Below are 24,520 nucleotides of genomic sequence, written 5' to 3' on the forward strand. Positions count from 1 at the left end.
CCGTGCCTTCATGATCGAACTATTGGATCGTACCAGTACGAACCACTCAGTGGAAGTGGTACGAAGCTGATGCGGTCTGAAGCAGACCAGAACGATCAACGACGGGAAGGCAACGCCATGAGGCAGACCCAGGACGAGGGTTCAATGCTCGCAGCCGGGCCCGTGTCCAAGCAAACGCAGCTGCGCTCGATCCTGCAGGAGATGGTCGAGAAGACCCTGGCGCCGCACGCAGCGATCCCGCCCGAGCGCAAGCTGATGGCGAAGTACGGTGTGAGCCGGTCGACAGTGCGTGAGGCCATCCGTCAGCTCGTCGAGGAGGGTCTGCTCTATCGCATCCAGGGCAAGGGCACCTTTGTGGCCGGCGAGCGGGTGCAGAGCGATCTGCACCTGGCCTCCTTCACCGAAGACATGCGCCGGCGCGGACTCGTGCCTGCCACGCTGCTGCTGTCCACCTCTCTGATCGAGGCGCCGCTCGATGTTCGGGCGGCCCTCGGCCTCGGTGCGGGCGCCCGGGTGCAGGTCGTTGAACGCCTCCGGCTGGCCGGCGGCACCCCGATGGCCCTCGAGCGGGGTTTCTACCCGGCGGAGCTGCTGCCGAATCTGGGCGAACAAGATCTGACCCGTTCCCTCTATGCGACCTTCGCGACCGAATACGGGTTGCGCATCGACAACGCCGAGCAGGCGGTGTGGGCGGATGCCGCCGGTCCCGAGATCGCGGCGACGCTGGGTGTCACCGCGGGGGCGCCGCTCATCGTCTTCCGGCGCACCTCGTCGGCCGGGTCGGCCGCCGTCGAGTACGTCACCTCCTGGTACCGCGGAGATCGCTACCAGATCCACATGACCTTGAATCTCCAGCACCAGCTGTGACTTTCGGCCTGGCATCGGGCCGGGCTCCACACACCACACCCATCACAGGAGGAAATCCATGTCCAGCATCACCGTAGACGCCGGGACGCGACGAAAAATACCGGGCCTCGGCCAGGCTCAGAGAGTGGGGCGCAGCCTTATGTTGCCCATCGCGGCGCTGCCTGCCGCCGGGCTGCTCCTCCGTATCGGCCAACCTGACCTGCTCGGCGGCATTCCGGGTTTCGAGACGGGCGGGGCCGTCATCGCCTCCGCCGGTGGGGCCCTGTTCGGCGCCCTCCCGCTCCTCTTCGCGGTTGGAGTCGCGATCGGCTTCGCCAAGAAGTCCGACGGCTCGACCGCCCTCGCCGCCGTCGTCGGCTATCTCGTCTTCTCCAAGGTCGGTGAGGCGATGTCGCCTCTCGTGCTGGGATTGCCGGCCAAGGGCGACCCCCAGGTGCTTGTCGATTACAGCGTGCTCGGCGGCATCCTGATGGGTATCGTCTCTGCGGTCCTCTGGCAGAAATACCATCGCATCTCCCTGCCGAGTTATCTCGCATTCTTCGGCGGCCGACGCTTCGTTCCGATCATCACGGCCGTGGTGGCGCTCGCACTCGGTGTTCTCCTCAGCTTCGTCTACCCGGCCTTCGCCGGCGGATTGACGGCCTTCGGCGATGTGGTCACCTCCAATGACATCTGGGGCGGTTTCCTCTACGGCACGACCAACCGGTTGCTCATCCCCGTGGGGCTGCACCACATTCTCAATTCCGTGGTCTGGTTCGTGATCGGCGATTACAACGGCGCCAGCGGCGACATCGCCCGGTTCTTCGCCGGAGACCCCACCGCGGGCTCCTTCATGACCGGGTTCTTTCCGATCATGATGTTCGCCCTGCCTGCCGGCGCCCTTGCCATCTGGCACGAGGCCAAGCCCTCGCAGAAGAAGATCGTCGGCGGCATCATGCTCTCTGGTGCCCTCACGGCCATGCTCACCGGCGTCACCGAGCCCCTCGAGTTCTCGTTCATGTTCGTTGCGTTCCCGTTGTTCGTCATCCACGCGTTCCTGACCGGAACGTCGATGGCCCTGGTGAACGCGCTGGGCATCCGCGACGGCTTCAGTTTCAGCGCGGGTCTGTTCGACTACGTGCTCAACTTCGGGCTTGCCGAGAAGCCGTTGCTGCTCATCCCGATCGGGCTGGCGTACGGCGCGATCTACTACTTCCTGTTCCGCTTCGTGATTCGCAAGTGGAACCTGAAGACCCCGGGCCGCGGCGACGACGAGGTGCCCGACGCCAGCGCGCCGGACTCCGCCTCCTCGACGTCGGTCTAGTCCACCCGATCCAGAATCTGGAGCACGAAAAATGGCTGAAGTAGTTTTTGTTGACAGTGAGGCCGCGGCGGGAACGCTCGCGGCGGCATCCATTCGCGCACTCATCACCCGCACTCCCGACGCGGTGTTGGGGCTGGCCACCGGCTCGACCCCGCTCTCGGTCTATGCGGCTCTCGCTGCCTCCCTGGCAGAGAACCCGCTGGACGTCTCCCGCGTGCGCGGCTTCGCACTGGACGAATACGTGGGCCTGCCTGCCGACCACCCGGAAAGCTACCGCTCCGTGATCATCCGCGACGCCGTCGTGCCGATCGGTCTCACCCCGGAGAACATTCAGGTGCCCAACGGCGACCTGGCCACCATCGAGACCGCGGGCGTCGACTACGAGGCCGCCATTCGCGCCGCCGGCGGGGTCGACGTGCAGATTCTCGGTATCGGCCGCACCGGGCACGTCGGGTTCAACGAACCGGGCTCCTCGTTCGCGTCGATCACACGCATCAAGACCCTGGCCGAGAAGACCCGCATCGACAACGCGCGGTTCTTCTCCTCGGCCGACGAGGTGCCGATCCACTGCATGACGCAGGGTCTGGGCACTATTCTGCGGGCCCGGCACCTGATTCTGCTGGCCTTCGGCGAGGAGAAAGCGGATGCGATCGCCGCCGCCGTCGAGGGACCGATCACGTCGAGCAAGCCAGGATCCGTCATCCAACTGCACCCGCATGTGACGGTCATCGTCGACGAGGCTGCCGCCTCCCGGCTCGAGAACCTCGCGTACTACAAGTACGCCTGGGCGAACAAGCACGCCTGGCAGGGAATCTGATGCTCGTCGCTGCGGGTACCGTGATCGCACCCGACGCAGTGCACAGTCCGGGGTGGGTGGACATCCGTGCGGGGCAGATCGTGGCCTGCGGGGCGGGGGAGCCGCCCCGCGAGCCCGACCATGTCTTCGCGCAGAGCGCCCTGGCGCCCGGGTACGTCGACATCCACACCCACGGCGGGGGCGGCAGCAGCTTCAACGACGCCGACACGGACGCCGCCGTGGCGCGGATCACGGCGACCCACCTGGCCCACGGCACGACCACGATGATGGCCAGCCTGGTCACGGCCCCGCTCGACGAGTTCGAGCGCACGGTGGCGGCCTTGGCCGGGCAGGTTGAGAGGGGAGTGCTGGCCGGCATCCACCTGGAGGGGCCGTGGCTGAGTCCGGCCCACCGCGGGGCCCACGACGAGAGTCTGCTGCGCGAGCCTGACACGGAAACCGTCGATCGGTTGATGCGGGCCGGCCGAGGCACCGTTCGCATGGTCACCATCGCGCCGGAGCTTGAGGGCGGACTCGCCGCCGTGGCGCAGATCGTTGGCTTCGGGGCCGTGGCTGCGATCGGGCACACCGACGCGAACTACGACATGACTCGTCAGGCGATCGCGGCCGGGGCCACGGCTGGTACGCACGTGTTCAACGCGATGCGGCAGATCCACCACCGCGAGCCCGGTCCGGCGCTCGCCCTGCTCGAGAACCCGACGGTCTTCGCCGAGCTCATCGCCGACGGCGTGCACCTGCACCCGGCCATCGTTCGGTTCATCATCGAGAGCCCGTCGCGGCCCGTCTTCGTCACGGATGCCATGGCTGCCGCCGGAGCGGACGAGGGCGACTACAAGCTCGGCGCCCTCGATGTGAGCGTTTCCGACGGTCAGGCGCGTCTCGCCGACGGCACGATCGCCGGCAGCGTGCTCACTTTGAGCGAGGCCGTGCGGTACGCCGTGCACACAGCCGGCGTTCCGCTGGCCGTGGCGGTACGGGCGGCGAGCCAAAACCCGGCCGATATGATCGGCCTCCCGGGCCGTGGCCGGCTCGCCGCCGGTCACCGAGCGGACCTGATCGTGCTCGACGCGGGCCTGCAGGTCACGGACACGATGCAGGCCGGGCGGTGGCGCACCGCCGAGGTCGTTTCTCCCTTCCGCTAGGCTCGCCCGTTCTGTCCGTCCTGTCCGTCCCGTCCGTCCGTCCCATCCTGTCCGTCCCGTCCCGTCCTGCGTCAGCTCCCGATCCCGGCTCCGAACGAATTCGACGGAGATTTTCGGGGAAACGTGCCTATGAGGCCGATTTCCGGGCGTCAGAGCCAAAATCTCCGTCGAATTGGTTCGCGAAGGACTGATGAGCAGAGTGCGTGAGCAGAGTGCGGAGGACTGGCGGGGTGCCCTGGATCGTTCGGCTTCTGACGGGGACCGGTGACCTGGACACTCGGGTGCCCTCCGGCGGCATTTCTCCGTGTTGCATAGGAGCAGCGCTGAAGGGCGCTGTCTGTCTCGCTGAGGGAGACGGTGCACGTCTCAGAGGAGAGAAACATGTCCGTCAAGCCACTCACGGTCACCGTAACGGGAACCTCGGAATCGCCGACCTAGCTCGCGGTTTCGGTGGGAGATTTCTCGTTCATCATTGGCGAGCCCGCCACGTTTGGAGGTGAGGATGCCGGGCCCAATCCGGTCGAATTCGCCCTGGCCTCCCTCGCCGGCTGCATGAATGTCGTCATCCACCTCGTCGCCAAAGAGCAGGGAGGCGAGCTGCGGTCGTTACAGCTCTCGATCACGGGCGAGCTGGATCCCTCGCGACTGCTGGCGCTGCCCACTGAGAGCCGGTCCGGATTCGGGGGCATCGAGCTCATCGCCGAACTCGATTCGGACTCCAGCACGGAGCAACTCGATGAGATTCTCCGCCTGGCCGATCTTCGCTGCCCCGTTTCGGGCAATTTGGCAACGCCACTTCCGTGGTCGTACGGCTCGCTGCTTCGGCCGAGTTGGAATCAGCCCTCGTCGTCGGGTCGCAGCACATACGCCGCCCGGTACCGCGCAAGCGGGCGACGGATGTCGCGGCGCACCTAACAGAAGCCGGCGTACGTTCTAACCTGCGCCCACTTCCGCAAGGTGCGCCGCGACGCCAACCATTCGTCCCGAGGCGCGTCTGCCCACACTCCGGATCGGCGGCGCGGCAGGCACACCCCGGTCTGGGCGCAGCTACACCCCGAGTGCCATCCGCGCCCCGAGGGAGAGCATCACGACGGCGATGAAGCCGTCGAGGATGCGCCACGAACTCGGGCGGGCGAAGAACCGCCGCAGGTGGCGGGCACCGAATCCGAGGCTGAAGAACCACACGAAACTGCCCGTGATCGCCCCGGCGCCCCACCACCAGCGGGCGGACTCGCCCTGCTGGTTGGCGACCGATCCGAGGAAGATCAGCGTGTCCAGGTAGACGTGCGGGTTCAGCCAGGTGAGCGCGAGCATGGTCGTTACTGCGACCCCGGTGCTGATCGGGATTGGCGAGGCGTTCGCCTCCAGGGCCCCCGGTTTGAATGCCCGCACGGCGGCGAACACTCCGTAGGCCAGCAGGAACGCGGCCCCCACGATGCGGATGACGATCAGCGCCACCGGGGTCTGTTCCACGAGCAAGCCGATGCCGAGGATTCCGGCGAAGATGAGCGCCGCATCCGAGATGGAGCAGATCAGCACCGCTGGCAGAATGGTTCGCGTGCGCCCCTCGATCCCGAGCCGCAGAACGTAGGCGTTCTGGGCGCCGATCGCCACGATCAGGGCAAGCCCGGTGCCGAACCCGAGGAGCGCGGGAAGAAGGGTGGTGGCGAGGTCCATGATGGCAAACCTAGGAGACGTGTCGTCTGTAGTACAGCTAAACTTATGAAGCATACCTAAGCGAGGCTAATGATGCCATTCCAGATTGACCACCTGCATACGCTGGTTGCGCTCGTCGAGGAAGGCACGTTCGAGGCGGCGGCGCAGCGGCTGCGTCTCACGGCATCCGCTGTCTCCCAACGAATCAAGGCCATGGAACAGGCGGCGGGTCAGGTGCTGATCCAGCGGGTGAACCCGGTTGTGCCCACTATTGCCGGCGACGTGGTGCTGCGGCATGCGCGCCAGGTGCAGTTGCTCGAGAGCGACGTGGCCACCGAGCTCGGCGCGGGCCTGCAGCCGGGCGGTCGCACCTCGCTGGCGTTGGCGGTCAACGCCGATTCCCTGGGCACTTGGTTCCTCGATGCGCTCGCCGCCGTGCCTGCCGAAAGCCGCGCTGTCTTCGACATTTACCGCGAGGACCAGGAGCACACCACCTCTCTGCTGCGGTCGGGCGCCGTGATGGCGGCGGTCACGTCGACGGCGGAGGCGGTGCAGGGGTGCAGCTCGGCGCGGTTGGGCTCGATGCGCTATCGGGCCGTGGCCAGCCCCCGTTTCGTCGCTGCCTGGCTGGGCGGCGACTCCGGCGCTGCGGGGTCGAGTGCTGCGGGGCCGAACGCTGCGGGGCCGAGTGCAGGGAGGTCGAGTGCTGCGGGGTCGAGTGCTGCGGGGCCGAGTGCTGCGGGGTCGAACCGCACGGGGATCGACCTCGCGGGGCTCGCGACGGCCCCGATGGTCAACTTCGACCGTCGCGACGAGCTGCAGCACCGGTTCCTGCGTGGCATCGGCGGCCGGGTCACGGATGTCCCGCGTCACCACATCCCGACCTCCGCCGACTTCGCCCGCGCGGTGGTGCTCGGCCTGGGCTGGGGGCTGCTGCCCGAGCAGCAATGCCTCACCGAGCTCGGCGACGGCCGGCTCGTGGAACTGGCGCCGGGGCATCCGATCGACGTGGTGCTCTACTGGCAGCGCTGGAATATCGCCTCCCGGCTGCTCGACCAGGTGACGGATGCCGTGGGCCGAGTTGCGGCCGCCAGCCTTCACCCGTAGGGTCTCGGAGGTTCTGACCGTCAAATCGGGGGTGGAGTCTGCGGTTAGTCGCGCGCCCACACCTCGACTTCGCTGATTGAGGTGTCAGCGGCCCGGTCGCCGCCGACTCCGCCCACCGCGATGGCGATCGTGAGCACGATCTCCGAGGTGCTGCCCTTCGGAAGGGCCAGGCTTTGGTACGCCGCGTAATCGGCGACAGGCTTCTGACGAAGCATGGAGGGTTGGCTGCCCTGGTCGGTCTGCACTGTGAATTGCCGCACCCGGGCATTGCGGAGGTACAGGGCCTCCGACTTCGCATAGCCATTGATCACGCAGACGAGCTGCACATCGGGTGTGCCAGGCAGGCTCAGCGTCAGCGTTTCGTTCGTGCCCAGGCCGTCTACGCCCTCCACCCACGACGTGCCGAGATCCCCATCGATCGCCAAAACTGCCGGATGCTCAACAACACGTGGATCGGATTCGGTCAGGGCACTGGAACTCTCGGCGCCGACCCCCGACACCAGGTGAAGCCCGCGGGGATCCTCGCAGTCGGCCTCGGCAAGCGCGCTCTTGAAGTGCGGAGTGAGCATAAGCAGCAGCAGGGATGTGGCGACAGCCGTGAAGATGCCGATCAGCAGCCCACTCAGAAGTCCGGGCCAGCGGTTCTGGGGCGGTTGAACGACGCCGACCCACAGCCTCGGTTCGGTGGTGTTTCCGCGAGTAGCCATTTTCGCTCCAGTCCACTTCGTGTGACACCGGTACTGACGATTCCAGGAAGTCCAGAACGCGGGATCGCGCACAGGACGAGTGCAGGGCTTGGGCCGGAGCCTACGCGCGAGAGCGTTGATTCGGCAGAAAGACTCCAGGGGTGTCGCCAGGCGCTCCTGGCCGGCAATCGCATGGTCGGCAAGCGGATGGCCGGCAATCGGATGGCCGGCAATCGGATGGTTGGCAAGCCGGCACGGATGCCCGGAGCGCGCGTTCACCGAGCCCCGGCAATCCCTCCACAAAACTCGTTTGACCAGCTTATTCACACCTCCGCTGAACCCCGGTGGAATGTCAGTGGTACCCCGTAACGTGATTGTTATGTCCATATCAGTCAGCACCTCGCAGGCGCAGCTTGGCTCGCGTTTCGACGCGATCTCAGCCGTTGACCGCAAGCTGGCAAGGGGCTTCGCGCAGCGGGCCGAGATGATCGATGAGGCCCGCCGGTTCAGCGAGGCGACGGCCGGGATGGCCTCCCGCAACACGAGTGCCCGATGGGACCCCGACGAGATCGCCCGACGAGAGTTCTCAAGCGAGCTGGCCTGCACCCTGCGCATTCCCGAACCCACCGCCGTGAGCCTGATCGCCGAGTCGCAGGCCCTGGCTGAAGACCTCCCCGCCACCCGGGCGGCGCTCGAGGCCGGCGAGATCAGCTACCGGCACGCTCAGGTGCTGATCGGGCAGGCCTGCTCGGTGCCCGCCGAGGCTCTGGCCGCCTTCGAAGAGGCGCTGCTACCGGCCGCGCGCACCCTCACCGCGGCCAAGCTCAAGCACAAGGCCCGCGTGCTGCGCGAGCGACTGCACCCCGAGTCGATCACCGCCCGGCGGGAGAAATCCTTTCGCGACCGCACCTCCTGGGTGCAGGCGGAACCCGACGGGATGGCGACTCTGAGCGTGACCACCAGCGCCGATATCGTGCACTCCATGTTCGCCCGGGCGAACGACGCCGCCGTCAGCCTGCTGGGCCCAGGGGAGCCCCGCACCCTGACCCAGGTGCGCACCGACGTGATGAGTGACCTGCTGGTCGACGGGGTGACCCCGTCGGGAATCGGGAAGGGCGTTCGGGCGACGGTTCAGATCACGGTCCCGGTGATGACCCTTCTCGGACACAGCGAAGAGCCTGGCTACCTCGAGGGCTACGGGCCGATCGACCCCGACACGGCCCGCGACCTGGCCTCGCGAGCGCCGAGCTTCACGCGCATCCTGGTGCATCCCGAGACCGGAGTCGTGCTCTCGGTCGGTCGCACACGTTACAAGGTGTCGAAGGAACTCCGACGGTTCCTCCGTTTGCGCGACGAAACCTGCCGCTTCGCCGGGTGTAACCAGCCGGCCCGCACCGCCGACCTCGACCATACCCACGAATGGCAAGACGGCGGCCGCACAGCCCACGACAATCTGGCCCACCTCTGTCCGGGCTGCCATGCCTTGAAGACCGAGACCGGGTGGACGGTGGAGCAGCAGCCAGGCGGCATCCTTGCCTGGAAATCACCGACCGGGCGCGAGTTCGTGACGCAGCCGCCCGCTCCGATCCCTCCACCGGGCGGGGGATCGGCTACTCCTCATCCGTCGAGACCTGCCCGACATCCGCTGCCCGACGACGCACCGTTCTAACCGTCGGTCGGCACCTGCGGTGCCGTTGTTGCCAGCTGGGCGACCCTGTAGTCGATCAGCTCGGCAATGGCCGCAGCCGACGCCGCGGATCCGTCTGATTGTGCCGTGGCGACTTTTGTTCCGACTGAAGCACTCTCGACAGTGAAGGCTGTTGCTGTTGCTGTTGCTGTTGCTGTTGCTGTTGCTGTTGCTGTTGCTGTTGCTGTTGCTGTCGCTGTCGCTGTCGCCGTCATTGGATTGCCAACGGGCATCGGGCGCGTTGATCAGAGTCTTGGCGCTTTGCCAAAGCCCGCTGGCCAGGAGAGCATCCACGATCTGATCGCCGACGGCCGTGCTGTAGGGCGAGGGCAGGATGCAGTAATGCCGCGTGCGTGGGTGCGTGCGTGCGTGCGTGGCGTGGCGTGGCGTGGCGCGGCGTGGCGTGGCGTGGCGTGGCTGGCCGTGGCACACTGCCGCGTTCGTCATTCGTGGGGCATGCCTGCAGCCTAGGGAGTAGGTGCGCTCCCTTGAAGCGCGGCTCGGCGGTGGATACCCTCACAGGCAAGACGCACAAGGAGGCTGGTTCACATGGGCGAGACCGTGACACACATAGTGCTCGAAGGCTTTCTGGATGCCTTCAACCGGCATGACCTAAACGCCATCATGAGCTACTTCGCCGAAGACTGCGTCTTCTATATGCCGCGGGGCGCTAAGCCGCGTGGTGATCGCGCTGTGGGCAAGGCTGCGGTCAGGGCAGGGCTGGCGAAGCGCTTCGAGGGCATTCCCGATGTGCACTACGGCGACGACCGGCACTGGGTGGGCGACGACGGTGTCAGCGCATGCGGGGTGTCCGAGTGGACGCTGACCGGAACCTCGACCGCGGGCCAGCAGATCGAGGTGCGCGGGCTCGACTTGCTCGAGTTCGACCGGGAGGGCAAGATCACCCGCAAGGATTCCTTCTGGAAGATCGTCGAGTGACGCCAACGGCCCCCAAGCTCGTGTGACGGATGCCGCGGCGCACCCTATGGAAGCGGGCGCACGTTCCACCGTGCGCCCGCATCCATAGGGTGCGCCACGACCGCAGGAGAACCCGGGCACGGTGGAAAGTCATCGGCTGAGCTGCGGTTAGTGCGCGCAGGCTGCGGAGACCCAGGCGCAGACTGCCGAGACCCAGGCGCAGGCTGCGGAGTAGGCGGCAATGGTGACGGCCGCCAGAACCACGGTGGTTGACCCGGTTCCGACGGCCAGCGCGCATCCGATCAGGCCGACCGCTGCAGCGGTGTTCGCTGGATGTCAGCCGGAGACGGCGTCAAGCAGCTGATTGCGGCCGCACCGGACGAGTGCAGCCAAGAGGGCTGACACAGGTGTCCGGTGCGGCCACGAATCTGGCCGTGCGGAGTGCTGGCTAGAGCGCGGGCTGGGTGACCGCGTTCATTTGCAGGGTGACGGCGGTCTGCGAGAGCAGGCGACCGTTGACCGTCGCGCCGGTCTTCACCGCGATGAGCGACTTGGAGAGCACGACGCCCTCGAAGTGCGCCGCCGTGCCGATCGACACGGAGCCGGCGGTCTGCCAGAACACGTTCTTCGCCTGTACGCCACCGGCGAGGGTGACCTGTTTGGCGCCAGCCTCGCTGATGTTCCCGGCGACCTGGAAGATGAACACGTCGTTCGGGCCACCGGTCAGGGTGACGTCGCTCGAGATGGTGACTCCGGTGTTCCACTGGTAGAGGCCCGGGTTCAGGGTGAGGCCGCCGATCTCACCGGCGCCCAAGTCGATCGCGTCGGCCTGGTCGCGGCTGACGGCATCCTGGTAGGCGATGCCCATGTCGCCGACGACGGTGTTCAGGTAGGCCGGGTCGGTGACCGCGCAGGCCGGGCCGGCAGCGTCGACCGTGTAGATGATGCCCGTCTGCACTTCGTCGCAGCTCAGGTGGATGGCGGCACCCGTGATCGGGCTGGCGCCGACGTTTCCGTTGACGGCCGACGCGTAGACATCCGTTACACCAGTCTGGGCAAGAATGGCGAAGGTGCCGGCGGAGCCGAGCGCGATCGGCGCGCGCACGGACCCGGTGGGCACGGCTGCCGACGCCGGGGTGGCGCCCGCGGTGCCGAGGCCGGCCGTGCCGACGCCTGCGATGGCGACTGCGAAGAGCATTGCCGGCAGCCAGCGACGGATGCCGGAGTGTGGTTTCTTAGTGAAAGTGGACATGGTGATTGCCTTTCCCGTGAGACACATCCGCGAGCGCGGACGCGAGGGCAGGGCCGCTGAACATGGCGGTCCCCGGAACGATGGCCGGGTTTCGCTCACTGGCGGAAGTGTGCCGGGAATGCACCTCTCCAGCCGCGCAGGAAAGACGGGCATCACGCACGAGAAAGTGCGCCCCACTGAGCTGGAATCCAACGAATCGAATCTGTCTAACCCCAGACTAGGGCTAATAACTGCGCCCCCGAACACGGCGCGTGGCGTTCAGATGAATAGCTCGCGTCGCTGAGGAGTCACGTGCCGCCGAGGGGGAATATTGCACGCACGAGCCCGCGAACGGCGCACTCGCCTGGGAGTCGAGGTCGGCGAAGCATCCGTCGACCGTGGCCAAAAAAGTCGACGGATGCCCAGGGCGACCATGTGCGCCCCCGCCCCACCCCCACTGGGGACAAAAAAGCTGGCTAAGGCGCTTTTTTGACTCTCGAGCCCGCCTAGGCTCGAACTTTGCAGTGAAGTTAGACAGCTGGGGGGCTGAAGCGTGGGTTCAGATAACGTACTGCTCGCGACGGGGCGCTGGTCGGTTTCCTGGTTCGAATGGTGAAGCTCCTCCGGAACGCTCGGCGGGAGGCGGGAGGCGGGAGGCGGACAGGCTGCAGTACACGCTGATGTCGCGCCAATGAGGGCTCGGTCATCTCCCTCCAGGCTCCAGGCTCCGGCTCAGCCTCGCAGGCGAAGAAGGACTGGGCTGGTTGGACTCTTCTGCTCGATCTCGATCACCGACGACCGGGATTTCAGGAAATCGGAGAACTGGGTAAAGCCGAGCGCGCGCTCCTGAAAGGCCGGATCCATCCGTTTCATCTGTAGCTTCAGCGCCGATGCGTGTTGCCACTCCTGGTCGTTCTGCGCCAGCAACTCCATGGCTCGCAGGAGCAGCGGCGTCGCCGCCTTCCCTGCACTGGGAGTGACCGCGGCTTCGGCGGTAACTGTGGCTGCCGGGGCGGGAACGAGGGGAAGCGTAGAAACGGATGCGGCGGCATCCGACTTCTTGGTTGAAACCTCTGTGGCAGGCGGGGCCGGAGCCGCGGCCGGCGCTGAAATCGCAACGAGCGTCGCCGCACTCGTGACACCGGGCAGGGAGTCGTAGTCGGCGAACTCGTCCCAGGCGGCCGCGAGCGTACTGCTCGTCGAGCCAAAAACGCCGATTCCGATGACGTAGCGGCCCAGCCTCCTGCAGCGCTGGGCGAGCGGGACGTAGTCGGAATCTCCGGCGACGATGACGACGTGGGTGAGGTCGGTGAGCCGCAACACGTCCTCGACGACGTCGATGGCCAACCGGATATCCGCGCCGTTCTTCAGCGACGAGACGGTCGGGAACAGTTGCGTCAGGTCGACAGCGCGGTCGGTGAGCTGGCGCTGGTACCTCGCGTTGACCGCCGCCGACCAGTCGGCGTAGGCGCGACTGACCACGACTGACCCGAACGATGACGCGTAGTCCAGCACGGCGCCCACATCGATCATGGCCTGGTGGATGCGCGCGGTCACTTCAGCGTCGGCCCTGGGATTCGACGACACGTGATTGCGCGCCTTGTCTTTGGCGAACTGGTTCTTGCCGTGCAACTGGTTGTAGCGCGAGATGACGATGTTGTCGAAGTCCAGGTAGACGCCGACTCGTTCGCGGGACTGCTCAGCCATCCGGTGCTCCTCCTGGGTCGATGCCGGTGACGAGCATCGCGCCAGTCCCCCCGCCAGTCAGTCTCTCAGAGATGGGTGGAGGGCATTGCGAGCCCGTTCTGGGGCTGCTGCCCCCGCCACCGCAGCCGCTAGATTCGACGAGGGGGAACGGGGGAACCATGACTATTCACGCGCAAACAATGCGGCAGCAGTTCGCGGCCCAGGCGGTCATCGAGGAGTTGCTGCGGCAGCACGCCGATACGCCACCGCGCAGCACGTTCGCGCGGTTCTGCGGCGACTCTCCGCTGCGCGCCGACAGTGTCAGCTGGTATCTGGGTGCCAAAGGCGAGATCGTGGTCGGCCAGATCCTGGCGACTCTGCCTCCGGAGTGGACGTCTTTCCACGCCCTGCCGATCGGCAAGAAGGGCTCGGACATCGATCACATCGTCATCGGCCCGGGCGGCATCTTCACAATCAACACGAAGCACCACGCGGGCAAGACCGTCTGGGTGGCCGGGCGTGGCCTGATGGTGTCCGGCCAGAAGCAGCCCTACATCCGCAACGCCGAATACGAAGCAGGGCGGGTTACGAAACTGCTGCGAGAACGGATGCCGCTGCTCCCTGCCGCGCAACCCGTGCTCGCGCTGGTCAACCCCAAGTCGCTGACCGTCAAGGTGACGCCGGAACAGGTGAAAGTCACGACCGCCGCTGCCCTGAGTCGCTGGATTGTAAAGCGTCCCGTGGTCTTGAACGCCGGTGATCTGGCGGAGCTCGCCGCGATCATCGACGACCCGGCGACGTGGCCGGCCCCGCTGGTCCCCCCCACCGAGAACGTGCTGGCTCGCTTCGACGCGCTCGATGCCGAGGTTCTCGCGGCGCGATCGCGGCGGAGAGTGTGGAGCTTCAGCGGCACGCTCGCACTCTGTGCGGCAGCCTTCGGCGCGTGGCTGCTGCTGCCGGCCGTGCTCGGCACCGTTCTGACGGGCGGGCCGCAATGATCAAGCAGCCTGGCCGGTAGTCGTCCTTTGCAGCCGGCAGCTCCCTACGAGGCCAGGTCTCGAAGCAGAAGCTCGACAAGCAAGCGCTGGCTCCGTTGCGATGGCAGCGCGTGGACATATTCGCTGGTCCGAGTTTCGGCGTCGACCGCGCCCGGTAGCAGGGGCAGCAGCTCGGCCCGAGCGGCAGCTCGAAGCTCAGGCCCGGTCAACAGTACGAGGTCGTCGCCGTTCAACGATGCCAGGGGAGTCAGCCCGGCGTGCCGCATCGCGTCGCGATAGGCCTCGCATACACCCTCAAGCGCGATGGACTTTTCCGGCTCACGCAAAATGAAAGCTCGGTTGCTGGTGTGCCGCGTGTTCCAGGCTTTCAGCCCCCGGGCATCCGCGTAGTCGCCGAATCGCTTTTTCGACATGAACTGTCGAACGCTCCGGTGAGCATCGCCGCCGTGGGCAACGATCGACTGGATGTTGGGGTGCAGGTCGAGAAGGCGCTTGAGCGCATCGAGCCCGTCGTCAATGAGATTATTCGGCAAGCCGTTTGGGTGTGTTTCGTGAACGTGCCACGGGTACGCGTTCCACGGCACGATCTGGGCGTCGGTCAGGCCGACGGTCTCGTAGATGTCGCCCATCCGGGCAGCCGAACCATCGTTGTTCTCTCGCGAGAGCAGGCCCGAGCCCTTCGCTCCGCCAGCCCGCGGTCCGGGGTTCGAGGACAAGGAGAGAATGACGGCGCTGGCAGCACCGTAGTGGGGCGCGATATAGGGCACGGAGAAGCCGGGCAGTTCCTCCATGAGTTGATCGCAGAGTTTGTTGATCGCGCAAACCTGCGGCTCGCGGATTCGACGCATCTGGTCGTCGCGAAATGCTGGGTCGGCCATCCGTCGAGTCATGTCTGCAGCCTAAGTGCGATCGCGGGCACGCTCACCGCAGCGATACCCGCACTGGGGACAAAAGAGCCGATTACAGGACTCTTTTGCGAAGTGAGCACGCTTACGCTTAAAACTGAAGTGAAATTAGCAGGTGGGGGACTGAAGCGTGAGTTCAGAAGATTTGCTTTTCGGCATCGGTGCGCTGGTTGTGGCCTATTCAGGGATTTTTATTGGCACGGTTGGCCTGCCCTTCATGGCCTCATTCATTCTGGATGGCATCGTGGAGCTGCTGCGGGGCAACGGCCCGAAGCTGTTCGTGCTCACCTTCGCCTTCAGTGCGATGCTGGCCGGTGGTGGATACGCCTTGTGGCACTTCGGAACCGGAAATCCAACAGTTACCTCGGGCACGCTGGCAAGCATGGCCGTGGCGACCCAGTACCTACTCACATTCTCGATCGTGTTCGCACTGATCGGGTTCGGGGTTCGAATGGTGAAATTGCCGTCGAGGGCGCGTTGAGCCGCGGCGTGGTGGTTCGTGAAACCCAGATGTCCCGCCCGTGACCGTCCCCGCCCCAACGCAGACCTGGCGCCCATCGGCCCTCGGCAAGCGCTTCACGAAGTCCCGAGACTGGCGACTGACCCTCACCGGCCCCGACCTCACGATCACCGTCGACGGTGAGCCCGTCGCCCGCGACATTGGCTCATTCGGCGGCCTGACCGTGACCCCGGGCCGTGTCTGGGCGCACCTCGAGCTGGAGCATCCGGATCGGCGCTTTCGGTTCCGCGGCATCCCGAACCGGCGTGCGGCATCCTTCGCGAGCGCCTTCGCCGCCGCACAGGCCGAGGCCGCGCACGCGCTCAGGCTGCGGCAACTGGTCGAGGAATTCGATCAGGCAGCCAACCAGGTGCGGCTCTTCACCGAAGCGCTCGCCACCGCAGTTGCCGTGCACCTCAAGACGACGGGCTGGCTCACCACCGAGTTCTCCGCCTACTGGGCTGCGCGCAAAGCCGCCGTCGGGTTCGGCCAGCTGCTCGACGACCCTGATCTCCAGCCGCACATCAAGGCACTCTCCGCGGTGTCCCGGGAGACGGTCAGAATCTGGCGTGAGGACCTGCCCGCGTTCATCGCCGCCCAGAACGAGCGGCACCTCGCCGCCGAGCTCGACGCCTGCCACGACTTCTTCGACACGGTCGAGAAGTCGCCGCTCACGCCCGAGCAGGCGCGTGCAGTCGTCTGCTTCGACAACCGGATGCTCGTTGTCGCCTCAGCCGGATCAGGCAAGACCTCGACGATGGTCGCCAAGGCCGGTTACGCGCTGCACCGCAACCTGATCCCGGCCGACAAGATCCTGATGCTGGCGTTCAACAATGCCGCGGCGAAGGAGCTGGGCGCGCGCACTCGGGAACGCCTGGCACCCCTGGGGCTGGACGCCGACAAGGTCGTCGCGAAGACGTTCCACGCGTTCGGTCTCGAGATCATCGGGAAGGCCACCGGCCGCAAGCCGTCGCTGGCGCCCTGGCTCGAGGGTGGGGGAGACATCGCCCAGCTGGGCCGGATCGTCGACGTTCTCCGCGCGACCAATCCGCCGTTCCGTCTGCACTGGGATTTCTTCCGGGCGGTGCTCGCGCGCGACTATCCCGACCCCGACGCAGAGTCCGGCGAAACGGACAAGCCGACTGCCTTCCGCACGGCCCAGGGCGAGCAGGTCAGAAGCACCGGCGAACGGATGATTGCCGACTGGCTCTACTTCAACAGTGTTGAGTACGTCTACGAGCGCTCCTACGAGGTCGACCTGGCGGACTCCGAGCACCGGCAATACCACCCGGACTTCTACTACCCGCAGATCGACGCGTACCACGAGCATTGGGCGGTCGACGAGAACGGGCAGGCTCCGGAGGAATTCGTCGGCTACCTGGAGGGCATGAAGTGGAAGCGTGAGACCCATCGCCACCACGGCACGACGCTTCTGGAGACGACGAAGGCACAGCTGTGGAGCGGAGAGGGCCTCAGCCATCTTGAGAAGGAGCTGACCGCGCGGGGCATCCGTTTGCAGGCTAATCCTGACCGGCTGCTGGCCGGACAAACGCCCACGGATTATGGGCGTCTGCTGCAGACGTTCCGCTCCTTCCTCACCCACGCCAAGAGCAATCGCCTCAGCGACGACCAGCTCCGCGAACGCCTCGACGAGCTCACCGAAGGCGAGGTGCGCTTCCGCGACGCCGCGTTCCTGCGTCTGTTCGCCCCGATTCGGCGCGAGTGGGACAAGCAGCTGGCCGCGGAGGGCTGCATCGACTTCGAGGACATGCTCAACCTGTCGACGGAGCACCTGGAGGCCGGCGACTGGGAGAGCCCCTACGAATTGGTCATGGTCGACGAGTTCCAGGACGCCAGCCACGCCCGGGCCCGGCTCGCCGCCGCCCTCGTGGCCAGGCCCGGCCGCCACCTGTTCGCCGTCGGTGACGACTGGCAGAGCATCAACCGGTTCGCCGGCGCCGACCTGTCGGTGATGACCGATTTCGAGCATCTGTTCGGGCCGAGCGTGGCACTGCGGCTGGAGCGCACGTTCCGGTTTCCGCAATCGATAGCGGATGTCTCCAGCCGGTTCGTGCTGCAGAATCCCAGCCAACTGATCAAACGCGTCGTGTCATCGACCCCGGAATTCCCGCCGACGATCGGTGCCGTCTCGGTCGACACCGACAAAGCCGTGAAGGCGGCCATCCACCACCGGCTCAAGGCGCTGCACACCCAGATCGCCCGGGGTCGAATCCCTCAGCCTGTGGGTGTCAAGGTCACCGTGTTCGTGCTGGGACGTTACCGCCACCAGGTCGACTACCTGCCGGACAGCCGCGACCTCAATGACCTTCTGGACGTGAAGTTCATGACCATCCACGCTTCCAAAGGCGCCGAGGCGGACTACATTGTGATCCCGGGCATGGTCTCGGGCAAGTGGGGCTTTCCGAGCACCATCCCGAACAACCCGGTGCTGCGCATGGCGATGCCCGCCGCCGAAGACTTCAAGCGGGCCGAGGAGCGGCGGCTGTTCTATGTGGCCATGACCCGCGCCCGGCGGGGCGTGTTGCTGTTCACCGTCAAGAACCGGGAATCATCGTTCCTGATGGAACTGATTCGGGATCACGGGATCGTGCGTACCAACGCAATCGGCGAGGTTCTTGATTCAACGGTCTGCCCTCGGTGTGGCCGGGCGTTCATGGTCGAGCGCGCCGGCAGACGCGGGCCATTCCTGGGCTGCCGGCGGTACCCGCGGTGCACGAGCACGCTCGCGCTGACCTGAGCGCGACCGTGACGGGTCGTAAACGACCTCAATAGGGGCGCCCCCCGGTATCCAATCGGCTGACGGCGGCCTAGCGTTCGCACTGTACGCGTCAACCCCGCTGTCCCCGCACCAGGAGGAGGAATCATGCCCGCGAACCCAGCCGGGGTAGCCGGCATCCGCGTCAAGACCGCGCGCGACATCGAGTCGACCGGAGACCCCAGCGCCCTGGACCGGTACCTCATTGACAGTGCTGACTCGGGTGGAGCTATCGCGGTCGTGGAACACCTGCTGGCACCGCGCACCCTCGCGGCACCGATCCACCGGCACAGCAGGGAAGACGAGTACAGTCTCGTGCTTGCCGGGCGGCTCGGCGTCTTCGAGGACGGCGACGTCGTCGTTGCCTTGCCGGGTGACCTGGTCTTCAAACCGAGGGGTCGGTGGCACACATTTTGGAATGCCGGCGAAGAGCCACTGCGGGTGCTCGAACTGATCGTGCCGGGTGGAATCGAGCAGCTCTTCCGCCAGCTGGCCGAACCGGGTGGCGAGTACGACCCGGCGACGCTCCCGGCGCTGGCGGCTGGGTATGGCTGCGATGTGGACTTTGAGGCCACCATGCTCCTGGTACAGCTGCACAAGCTCGTGTTCTGAGGCGCTGGCAACCACGCACAGCGCAGGCGCACGATTCTCGCCCAGCCCAGGTTGGTCCGGTTCGGGGCGTCGAAGATGGGTGCGTTGGACCCGGCTTAACATGACGCCGAGTGTGGACGCCCGGCCGTGGGCTCGCAAACCGGACTCACCGAACAAGCTCAGGCCTTTCTGCCAAGCTCTAAACGGAGTGCTCGCCGACAACCGCATCGCCCGCGCCCGAATGCGGGGTATCGCGCCGCATGACGTGACGTCGGTGAGGCCAACCGGGGTACTAGGCTGTCGGCTGCAGCAAACGCAGGTCGCTCGACATGCCACGTGCCCCCAGCCAGAGGGCTCGATGATAGCCAGCATTCGAAGCTGCGACGACGTGATTTTTGCGGAACGAGAGGCTGGCAAACGGGGTCATCGTTCGTGTCTCAATGGCCTCCATCTGGTCTGTCAAAACGAGTCCTCCCAGATCAAACTGAGAGTGGTGATTTGGGCAGAGACACAGAATGTTGCTCAGAGCATCATGGCCAAGATGGGGTCGTCCCAACGGTCTGACATGAGCGCCTTCGGCGTAGAACGCGTTGTTCGAGGTCGGGATTGCCTGTTCGCAGACCTGACACTCATAGTCGTAGAGCTTCTTCACCTCACGCGCCAGCTGCGAGTCTCGAATCCGGCGGGACACGATAGTCGTGGCAAATTCCGGGTCGGGTAGATTCAGCGATTGCGGCTCAAGTGGGACTTGTTCATCGATTCGCTCGAGTCGGAAGCGAATGATTTGGAAGCCATCGGGTCTCATCTCCATCCACCACTGGGTGACCAAATAGAGCCCCGAATATACGTAACCCGCGGGTGGGGCAAAAGGAGAACCTTTGTGTTTACCTCGAACGACACGAACGGGCAGAGCCTCGGCATGGCTCGTGATTAGGCCTGCATTGCCCGGAGCGTCCCGCGACTGATCCGCGATTTGGCGGGTGCTGTTGGGATCCTTGCCACCATGACCGGAGTAGATAATGTAGTCGCCATTGTCCTCGTCGCCGACATAGCCGCCGGAAATGACGATCGAGTCGGAGCCCTCCAACTTGGTGCCGCTGATGCCGGCTTGAGTTGGGCGGTGGACGAATGCCTCGTGAAGCTCGCGGCGGTCAATGAAGAATTGGCCGGCTTTGACCCCTGCCGGTGTTCCAAAAAATCTAGTCATGGTGACGCCCCCTTCGCTGACTCTACCGTTGCATGAAAAAGAATTTGTGCAGGCTGGAGCCATTTTGTATGGCCTCGACAGGCAGCTTGCGGCAGGCGGGAACCATTCCGCCCCCACCCGCGTTACCCCTGACATGAAGTCCATTGTGTACAGCCAGACCGGTGACCCGTCCGTGCTCCAGCTCGTCGATCGGCCGGTGACCGAACCCGGAGCCGGCGAGGTGCGGGTGCGGATCGTGGTCAGCGGCGTGAACCCCACCGACTGGAAGTCGCGCCGCGGCTCGGCACCGGGGCAGGCGCTGGCGTTCGACGACGTCGTGCCGGGGCAGGACGGCGCCGGCATCGTCGAGGCGGTCGGCGCCGGCGTGCAGCACGTCAGCGTGGGCGACCGGGTGTGGCTGGCGCTCGCCGCGTACCAGCGCGCGAACAGCGGCTCGGCCCAGGAGTACGCGGTGCTTCCCGCGGAGCGTGTCTTCGTGTTGCCGGCGAACGCGAGCTTCGACCAGGGCGCGAGCCTCGGGGTGCCGGCGATCACGGCGTACCGCGCGTTGACGGTGGCCGAAGACGGACCGCGGCGGCTGCGCCCGGGCGCCCTGGCCGGCAAGGTGGTGCTCGTGGCCGGCGGAGCAGGTGCGGTGGGGCACGCGGCGATCCAGCTGGCCCGGTGGGCGGGGGCATCCGTCGTCACGACTGTGAGCGGCCCGGCGAAAGCGGCGCTCGCCACGGCGGCCGGCGCGCAGCACGTGCTCACCTACACCGACCCGGATGTCGTCGAACAGATTCGGGCGATCGCACCGGAGGGGGTGGATCTGATCGTGGAGGTCGCACCGGCCCAGAATGCGGGGCTCGACCTGGCTGTCATCCGCAATCGGGGGTCGATCGCGGTCTATGCCAACAACGGCGGTGACCAGGTGACGCTCGACGTGCGCCAGCACTTCAGTCTCAACGTGCGCTACCAGTTCGTGCTGCTCTACACGGTGGGTGCCGACGTGATTCGAGCGGCGGCCGAGGACATCAACGCGGCCCTCGTCGACGGCGCGCTGAGCGTGGGGGAGGAGGCGGGGCTGCCGCTGCACCGCACCGACCTCGCGCACACGGCGGATGCCCATGCCCTGGTCGAGAGCGGGGTTGTTGGGAAGGTGCTGGTCGACGTGTCGGCGGGGTGATCGTCAGGACTGGTCTCGTCTGTCGCGTGCTACATCAGCCACACGCCGCGATTCGATGAGGCGATTGCACTCGCGCCCGCGTTTAAGGCGGCCATCACATCTTCCTTGTCACAGACCAAACCCCCAGCAATCAAGGGGAGGTCGGTGTCGTTACAGACCCAGGAGATCACCCGGGGCATGCACCCGGGGAGGATCATGATGGCGTCCGGTTCCGAAATTTTCACCTGCTTGGACACATTGTTGTAGCTGAAGGAATCGACCAGGAATAGTCGGTGAACGGCCATCAGGCCAGCTGTCTTTGCAGCTTTCACCATGATGGATTTTGAGCTGAGGACTCCGTCAACCTTTGTGTGAGCTTTCAGGAAGTCGACCGCGATGGGCTTGCTGGAAAAACCGTCCAGCAGATCCACATCCACGAAGACTGTCTTCCCAGACTTTTTCAAGGCCGCCACAATGTTGTGAATCGTCATTATCGACCCGAAGAGAACGAAGACAACAGGGCAGGGGGCATGGAGAACCGCCCGCAATCCATCCTCATCCTTGATGCTTGCGATTACCGGGTGAAGCGACAGCACGTCGCGGATTGCAGACGATTCGTCGACGACGGGGAATGCTCTACTCGGCGATCCTGACACGCATCATTCCTTCGCTGAAGAACCCGACCTGGGGCGGCTTGAAATCGACGATCGTCGCAGACCCGCAACTCTGACTACCCTACGCCCGATAATTTGCTGGAGTCCCACAGCAGGGAAAGGTCGTGTTAGGCTTCCGCACAACCTAAAACTTCATACATGTTCCGGGCTTGCTCCGGAACTGTTGCTAAAACCTAGAGAACAGCGACCCTTTCATTTGAGGGGATCGCTGTTTTTTTTGTCTTTAACCCACGATGAGGTGGACGAGTTGCTCAACATCCCACAACAGGAACACCAAGAACGAACGGAATCAGTCGAATAATGCGCCTCACCCGTGAAGAAATTGTCAGTGCCTACGTTGACCTGCTCGGCAGCGAGCGAGTGCTAACCGACGAGCAAACGCTCAAGGACAACAGCGCGGATCGGTACTACAAAGTCGAGAACATCTTCGGCATCTACGCCCTGCCACTGCCTGCGGCCGTGGTGAAGCCCGGCACCCCGCAGGAGGTGGCCCAGGTACTGAAATTCGCGAACGATAACGGCATCAACGTTGTGCCGAAGACGGGCGGATCCGCGACCGAGGGCGGCCTCGAGACCGTTGTCGAGAATTCCATCGTTGTTGACGGTTCGGGCATGAATCAGATCCTCAACATCGATACCGACAACATGCTGGCGACCGTGCAGTGCGGAGTCTGCCTCGAGGACCTCGAGAACGAGCTCCGCAAGATCGGCTTCACCACCGGTCACTCGCCGCAGTCCAAGCCCTTGGCCCAATATGGCGGACTGGTCGCTACCCGCTCCATCGGCCAGTTCTCCACTCTTTACGGTGGAATCGAAGACATGCTCGTCGGAGTCGAAACGGTCTTCCCAAACGGCGAAATCTGCCGCATCAAGAACGTCCCCCGTCGCGCAGCCGGCCCCGACATCCGTCACCTCGTGCTCGGCAACGAAGGTGCACTCAACTACATCACCGAAGTCACCGTCAAGATTTTCCGCTACTACCCGGAGAACAATAAGTTCTACGGCTACCTGCTCAACGACATGAAGACCGGCCTGGAAATTCTCCGGGAGGTCATCACCCAGGGCTACCGTCCGTCCGTCGCCCGGCTCTACGACAAAGAAGATGGGCTGTACCACTTCAAGCACTTCTCGGACGGACGCTGCGTACTCATCTTTGTCGCCGAAGGGCCCAAGCCCATCGCTGACGCAACGGGAGCCGCCATCGAAGAGATCGTCTCCACCTTCGGCTCGGCGGATCGAGTCGACGACAAACTCATTGAGGACTGGTTCGACAACCTCAACTGGGACGTCTCGAAGATTGAAGAAGAACGAATTGAGATTCGGGACACCTTGATCAACGGCTTCACCACGGAGATCTCGGGCAATTGGAGTGTCATTCACGACATCTACACCAATGCCCTCGACCGCATCCGGAATGAAATCTCGGCGGAATTCAGCCTGCTCGGCGGGCACTCCAGCCACAGCTATCTCAACGGAACCAACATGTACTTCGTCTACTACTACAAGATCGACGTTGATCCGACGGAAGAACGTGCCACATACCACGACCCGATCCAGAACATCATCGTCGAGGAAACCCTGAAACTGGGCGGTTCGATGTGCCACCACCACGGCGTTGGAAAGCACCGCACGCACTTTCTGGCCGAGGAATACGGCTCTTCGCTCTACATGCTCGAAACGCTCAAAGCCGCATTCGACCCGAACGGGATCATGAACCGCGGCACCATCTTCCCGCTCAAGAAGTAACTTCCCCTTCCGGCGCGGGTGCGCCAGAGCGCACACAGAGGTGTGGCTCCTGGCGCACCCGCGCGCCAAACATAGAAATCGAGAATACGCATGACTGACGTCAACATTTCTGACTTCCAGATGGACTTCTTCTCAATCAAGGGCAAGAACGCCATCGTCACCGGCGGAAACACCGGACTCGGGCAGGCCTTCAGCCTCGCCTTGGCCAAAGCAGGCGCGAATGTGTTCGCCGTCAGCATCATGCCCGACGACGGGGAAACCGGCGCACTGGTCGAGGCAGCCGGCGCTAAGTACGCATACCTCATGTCGGATATCACGGCCGAGGGAAACCCCAAACTGATTGTCGAGGCCTGCATTGCGGAATTCGGCAGCGTCGATGTCCTCGTGAACTGCGCCGGCCGCAGCCTCAACGAACCCGACGTCACCAAGTACACGCGCAAGCAGTGGGACCCGATGGTTGCTCTCAACCTCACCGCGGCCTTCGAGATGTCGCACGAATGCGCAAAGTATATGATCCCGCAGGGCAGCGGCAAGATCATCAACATTTGCTCGGTGTTCACCTTCCTCGGTGGCCAGTGGTCACCCGCGTACGCCGCAACCAAGCACGGCATCGCAGGCTTCACCAAGGCATACTGCGACGAACTGGCTCAGTTCGGAATCCAAGTGAACGGCATCGCTCCCGGCTATTACGCCACCGAGCTCACGTCGGAAACCCGCGCCAACGCTGACACCAACCAGCGCGTCCTCGACCACATCCCGGCCAACCGTTGGGGCCAGACCCAGGACCTCATGGGGGCAACAGTGTTCCTCGCAAGCCGCGCTTCCGACTACGTGAACGGGCACATCCTCAGCGTCGACGGGGGATACCTGGTGCGCTAAG

At 65.0% G+C, this 24,520-nt stretch carries 23 protein-coding genes; 16 read left to right on the top strand and 7 right to left on the bottom strand.

What is annotated here, in order from left to right:
- The first annotated feature begins 117 nt into the window (after positions 1-117).
- From E3O65_RS17450 to E3O65_RS14850, 5 genes are all read left to right on the top strand, one after another.
- Complete coding sequence (locus tag E3O65_RS17450) at positions 118-867, top strand: GntR family transcriptional regulator (protein ID WP_277870430.1); 750 nt, start codon at positions 118-120, stop codon at positions 865-867.
- Between the two features lie 58 nt (positions 868-925).
- Positions 926-2,170 (top strand): PTS transporter subunit EIIC, encoded by a 1,245-nt coding sequence (locus E3O65_RS14835; RefSeq protein ID WP_134364498.1) that lies wholly within the window; start codon positions 926-928, stop codon positions 2,168-2,170.
- A gap of 31 nt (positions 2,171-2,201) precedes the next feature.
- Positions 2,202-2,987, top strand: coding sequence for a glucosamine-6-phosphate deaminase (locus E3O65_RS14840; protein ID WP_134364499.1), 786 nt, complete (start codon positions 2,202-2,204; stop codon positions 2,985-2,987).
- Positions 2,987-4,129, top strand: a complete 1,143-nt coding sequence (nagA, locus tag E3O65_RS14845) for an N-acetylglucosamine-6-phosphate deacetylase (RefSeq protein ID WP_134364500.1) — start codon at positions 2,987-2,989, stop codon at positions 4,127-4,129. Before E3O65_RS14840 ends, nagA begins: the two co-directional genes overlap by 1 nt.
- A 450-nt stretch (positions 4,130-4,579) precedes the next feature.
- Positions 4,580-5,044, top strand: a complete 465-nt coding sequence (locus tag E3O65_RS14850) for an OsmC family protein (protein WP_134364501.1) — start codon at positions 4,580-4,582, stop codon at positions 5,042-5,044.
- A gap of 132 nt (positions 5,045-5,176) precedes the next feature.
- On the opposite strand, the gene E3O65_RS14855 is transcribed toward E3O65_RS14850, so the two are convergent.
- Positions 5,177-5,806 carry a LysE/ArgO family amino acid transporter gene (locus E3O65_RS14855; RefSeq protein ID WP_134364502.1) on the bottom strand — a complete coding sequence of 210 codons (630 nt, stop codon included), beginning with the start codon at positions 5,804-5,806 and terminating at the stop codon, positions 5,177-5,179.
- Between the two features lie 72 nt (positions 5,807-5,878).
- On the opposite strand from E3O65_RS14855, the gene E3O65_RS14860 reads away from it, so the two are divergent.
- On the top strand, positions 5,879-6,892 hold the full coding sequence (locus E3O65_RS14860; protein ID WP_134364503.1) for a LysR family transcriptional regulator ArgP: 1,014 nt from the start codon (positions 5,879-5,881) through the stop codon (positions 6,890-6,892).
- A 44-nt stretch (positions 6,893-6,936) separates the two neighbouring features.
- Here the strand turns inward: E3O65_RS14860 and E3O65_RS14865 are convergent, their stop codons facing one another.
- Positions 6,937-7,905: an NADase-type glycan-binding domain-containing protein gene (locus tag E3O65_RS14865; protein WP_134364504.1), complete on the bottom strand. Its 969-nt coding sequence runs from the start codon at positions 7,903-7,905 to the stop codon at positions 6,937-6,939.
- 52 nt (positions 7,906-7,957) lie between these two features.
- Between E3O65_RS14865 and E3O65_RS14870 the strand changes: the two genes are divergently transcribed.
- From E3O65_RS14870 to E3O65_RS14880, 3 genes are all read left to right on the top strand, one after another.
- Positions 7,958-9,247: an HNH endonuclease gene (locus E3O65_RS14870; RefSeq protein ID WP_166785776.1), complete on the top strand. Its 1,290-nt coding sequence runs from the start codon at positions 7,958-7,960 to the stop codon at positions 9,245-9,247.
- 157 nt (positions 9,248-9,404) lie between these two features.
- A complete protein-coding gene (locus E3O65_RS16795; protein WP_166785777.1) occupies positions 9,405-9,566 on the top strand; it encodes a hypothetical protein in 162 nt (53 codons plus the stop codon).
- A 248-nt stretch (positions 9,567-9,814) separates the two neighbouring features.
- Positions 9,815-10,204, top strand: a complete 390-nt coding sequence (locus E3O65_RS14880) for a nuclear transport factor 2 family protein (RefSeq protein ID WP_134364507.1) — start codon at positions 9,815-9,817, stop codon at positions 10,202-10,204.
- Positions 10,205-10,631: 427 nt separating this feature from the next.
- Here the strand turns inward: E3O65_RS14880 and E3O65_RS14885 are convergent, their stop codons facing one another.
- Both E3O65_RS14885 and E3O65_RS14890 read right to left on the bottom strand, forming a co-directional pair.
- On the bottom strand, positions 10,632-11,435 hold the full coding sequence (locus tag E3O65_RS14885) for an ice-binding family protein (RefSeq protein ID WP_198411689.1): 804 nt from the start codon (positions 11,433-11,435) through the stop codon (positions 10,632-10,634).
- Positions 11,436-12,146: 711 nt separating this feature from the next.
- Positions 12,147-13,121, bottom strand: coding sequence for an NYN domain-containing protein (locus tag E3O65_RS14890; RefSeq protein ID WP_134364508.1), 975 nt, complete (start codon positions 13,119-13,121; stop codon positions 12,147-12,149).
- Positions 13,122-13,279: 158 nt separating this feature from the next.
- Between E3O65_RS14890 and E3O65_RS14895 the strand changes: the two genes are divergently transcribed.
- Positions 13,280-14,098 carry a nuclease-related domain-containing protein gene (locus E3O65_RS14895; RefSeq protein ID WP_198411688.1) on the top strand — a complete coding sequence of 273 codons (819 nt, stop codon included), beginning with the start codon at positions 13,280-13,282 and terminating at the stop codon, positions 14,096-14,098.
- A 44-nt stretch (positions 14,099-14,142) separates the two neighbouring features.
- On the opposite strand, the gene E3O65_RS14900 is transcribed toward E3O65_RS14895, so the two are convergent.
- Positions 14,143-14,988, bottom strand: coding sequence for a uracil-DNA glycosylase (locus E3O65_RS14900; protein ID WP_134364510.1), 846 nt, complete (start codon positions 14,986-14,988; stop codon positions 14,143-14,145).
- Positions 14,989-15,133: 145 nt separating this feature from the next.
- On the opposite strand from E3O65_RS14900, the gene E3O65_RS14905 reads away from it, so the two are divergent.
- The 3 genes from E3O65_RS14905 to E3O65_RS14915 all read left to right on the top strand — a co-directional run bounded on the left by E3O65_RS14905 (position 15,134) and on the right by E3O65_RS14915 (position 18,890).
- The gene (locus tag E3O65_RS14905; protein WP_134364511.1) at positions 15,134-15,484 is read left to right on the top strand and encodes a hypothetical protein; all 351 of its coding nucleotides are present in this window, start codon (positions 15,134-15,136) and stop codon (positions 15,482-15,484) included.
- Between the two features lie 40 nt (positions 15,485-15,524).
- Positions 15,525-18,260 (top strand): UvrD-helicase domain-containing protein, encoded by a 2,736-nt coding sequence (locus E3O65_RS14910; protein ID WP_134364512.1) that lies wholly within the window; start codon positions 15,525-15,527, stop codon positions 18,258-18,260.
- Positions 18,261-18,386: 126 nt separating this feature from the next.
- Complete coding sequence (locus tag E3O65_RS14915; protein ID WP_134364513.1) at positions 18,387-18,890, top strand: cupin domain-containing protein; 504 nt, start codon at positions 18,387-18,389, stop codon at positions 18,888-18,890.
- A 271-nt stretch (positions 18,891-19,161) separates the two neighbouring features.
- On the opposite strand, the gene E3O65_RS14920 is transcribed toward E3O65_RS14915, so the two are convergent.
- Positions 19,162-20,076 (bottom strand): YDG/SRA domain-containing protein, encoded by a 915-nt coding sequence (locus E3O65_RS14920; protein ID WP_166785778.1) that lies wholly within the window; start codon positions 20,074-20,076, stop codon positions 19,162-19,164.
- 133 nt (positions 20,077-20,209) lie between these two features.
- Between E3O65_RS14920 and E3O65_RS14925 the strand changes: the two genes are divergently transcribed.
- The gene (locus tag E3O65_RS14925; RefSeq protein WP_134364515.1) at positions 20,210-21,241 is read left to right on the top strand and encodes an NADPH:quinone reductase; all 1,032 of its coding nucleotides are present in this window, start codon (positions 20,210-20,212) and stop codon (positions 21,239-21,241) included.
- A 29-nt stretch (positions 21,242-21,270) separates the two neighbouring features.
- Here E3O65_RS14925 and E3O65_RS14930 read toward each other — a convergent pair whose 3' ends face one another.
- A complete protein-coding gene (locus tag E3O65_RS14930; protein ID WP_134364516.1) occupies positions 21,271-21,876 on the bottom strand; it encodes a glycerol-3-phosphate responsive antiterminator in 606 nt (201 codons plus the stop codon).
- 318 nt (positions 21,877-22,194) lie between these two features.
- Between E3O65_RS14930 and E3O65_RS14935 the strand changes: the two genes are divergently transcribed.
- Positions 22,195-23,640, top strand: coding sequence for an FAD-binding oxidoreductase (locus tag E3O65_RS14935; protein WP_134364517.1), 1,446 nt, complete (start codon positions 22,195-22,197; stop codon positions 23,638-23,640).
- Positions 23,641-23,730: 90 nt separating this feature from the next.
- Positions 23,731-24,519 (top strand): SDR family oxidoreductase, encoded by a 789-nt coding sequence (locus E3O65_RS14940; RefSeq protein WP_134364518.1) that lies wholly within the window; start codon positions 23,731-23,733, stop codon positions 24,517-24,519.
- Position 24,520 lies beyond the last annotated feature (1 nt).

This window comes from Cryobacterium breve, from assembly GCF_004402375.1.
Classification (GTDB): domain Bacteria; phylum Actinomycetota; class Actinomycetes; order Actinomycetales; family Microbacteriaceae; genus Cryobacterium; species Cryobacterium breve.

Bases quoted from the DNA above. Each gene is read 5' to 3' on its own strand.
- E3O65_RS14880 (WP_134364507.1), top strand. From the start codon at position 9,815: ATGGGCGAGACCGTGACACACATAGTGCTCGAAGGCTTTCTGGATGCC.
- E3O65_RS14860 (WP_134364503.1), top strand. From the start codon at position 5,879: ATGCCATTCCAGATTGACCACCTGCATACGCTGGTTGCGCTCGTCGAG.
- E3O65_RS14935 (WP_134364517.1), top strand. From the start codon at position 22,195: ATGCGCCTCACCCGTGAAGAAATTGTCAGTGCCTACGTTGACCTGCTC.
- E3O65_RS14915 (WP_134364513.1), top strand. From the start codon at position 18,387: ATGCCCGCGAACCCAGCCGGGGTAGCCGGCATCCGCGTCAAGACCGCG.
- E3O65_RS14890 (WP_134364508.1), bottom strand. From the start codon at position 13,121: ATGGCTGAGCAGTCCCGCGAACGAGTCGGCGTCTACCTGGACTTCGAC.
- nagA (WP_134364500.1), top strand. From the start codon at position 2,987: ATGCTCGTCGCTGCGGGTACCGTGATCGCACCCGACGCAGTGCACAGT.
- E3O65_RS14895 (WP_198411688.1), top strand. From the start codon at position 13,280: ATGACTATTCACGCGCAAACAATGCGGCAGCAGTTCGCGGCCCAGGCG.
- E3O65_RS14925 (WP_134364515.1), top strand. From the start codon at position 20,210: ATGAAGTCCATTGTGTACAGCCAGACCGGTGACCCGTCCGTGCTCCAG.
- E3O65_RS17450 (WP_277870430.1), top strand. From the start codon at position 118: ATGAGGCAGACCCAGGACGAGGGTTCAATGCTCGCAGCCGGGCCCGTG.
- E3O65_RS14840 (WP_134364499.1), top strand. From the start codon at position 2,202: ATGGCTGAAGTAGTTTTTGTTGACAGTGAGGCCGCGGCGGGAACGCTC.
- E3O65_RS14835 (WP_134364498.1), top strand. From the start codon at position 926: ATGTCCAGCATCACCGTAGACGCCGGGACGCGACGAAAAATACCGGGC.
- E3O65_RS14920 (WP_166785778.1), bottom strand. From the start codon at position 20,076: ATGACTAGATTTTTTGGAACACCGGCAGGGGTCAAAGCCGGCCAATTC.
- E3O65_RS14855 (WP_134364502.1), bottom strand. From the start codon at position 5,806: ATGGACCTCGCCACCACCCTTCTTCCCGCGCTCCTCGGGTTCGGCACC.
- E3O65_RS14885 (WP_198411689.1), bottom strand. From the start codon at position 11,435: ATGTCCACTTTCACTAAGAAACCACACTCCGGCATCCGTCGCTGGCTG.
- E3O65_RS14900 (WP_134364510.1), bottom strand. From the start codon at position 14,988: ATGACTCGACGGATGGCCGACCCAGCATTTCGCGACGACCAGATGCGT.
- E3O65_RS14940 (WP_134364518.1), top strand. From the start codon at position 23,731: ATGACTGACGTCAACATTTCTGACTTCCAGATGGACTTCTTCTCAATC.
- E3O65_RS14870 (WP_166785776.1), top strand. From the start codon at position 7,958: ATGTCCATATCAGTCAGCACCTCGCAGGCGCAGCTTGGCTCGCGTTTC.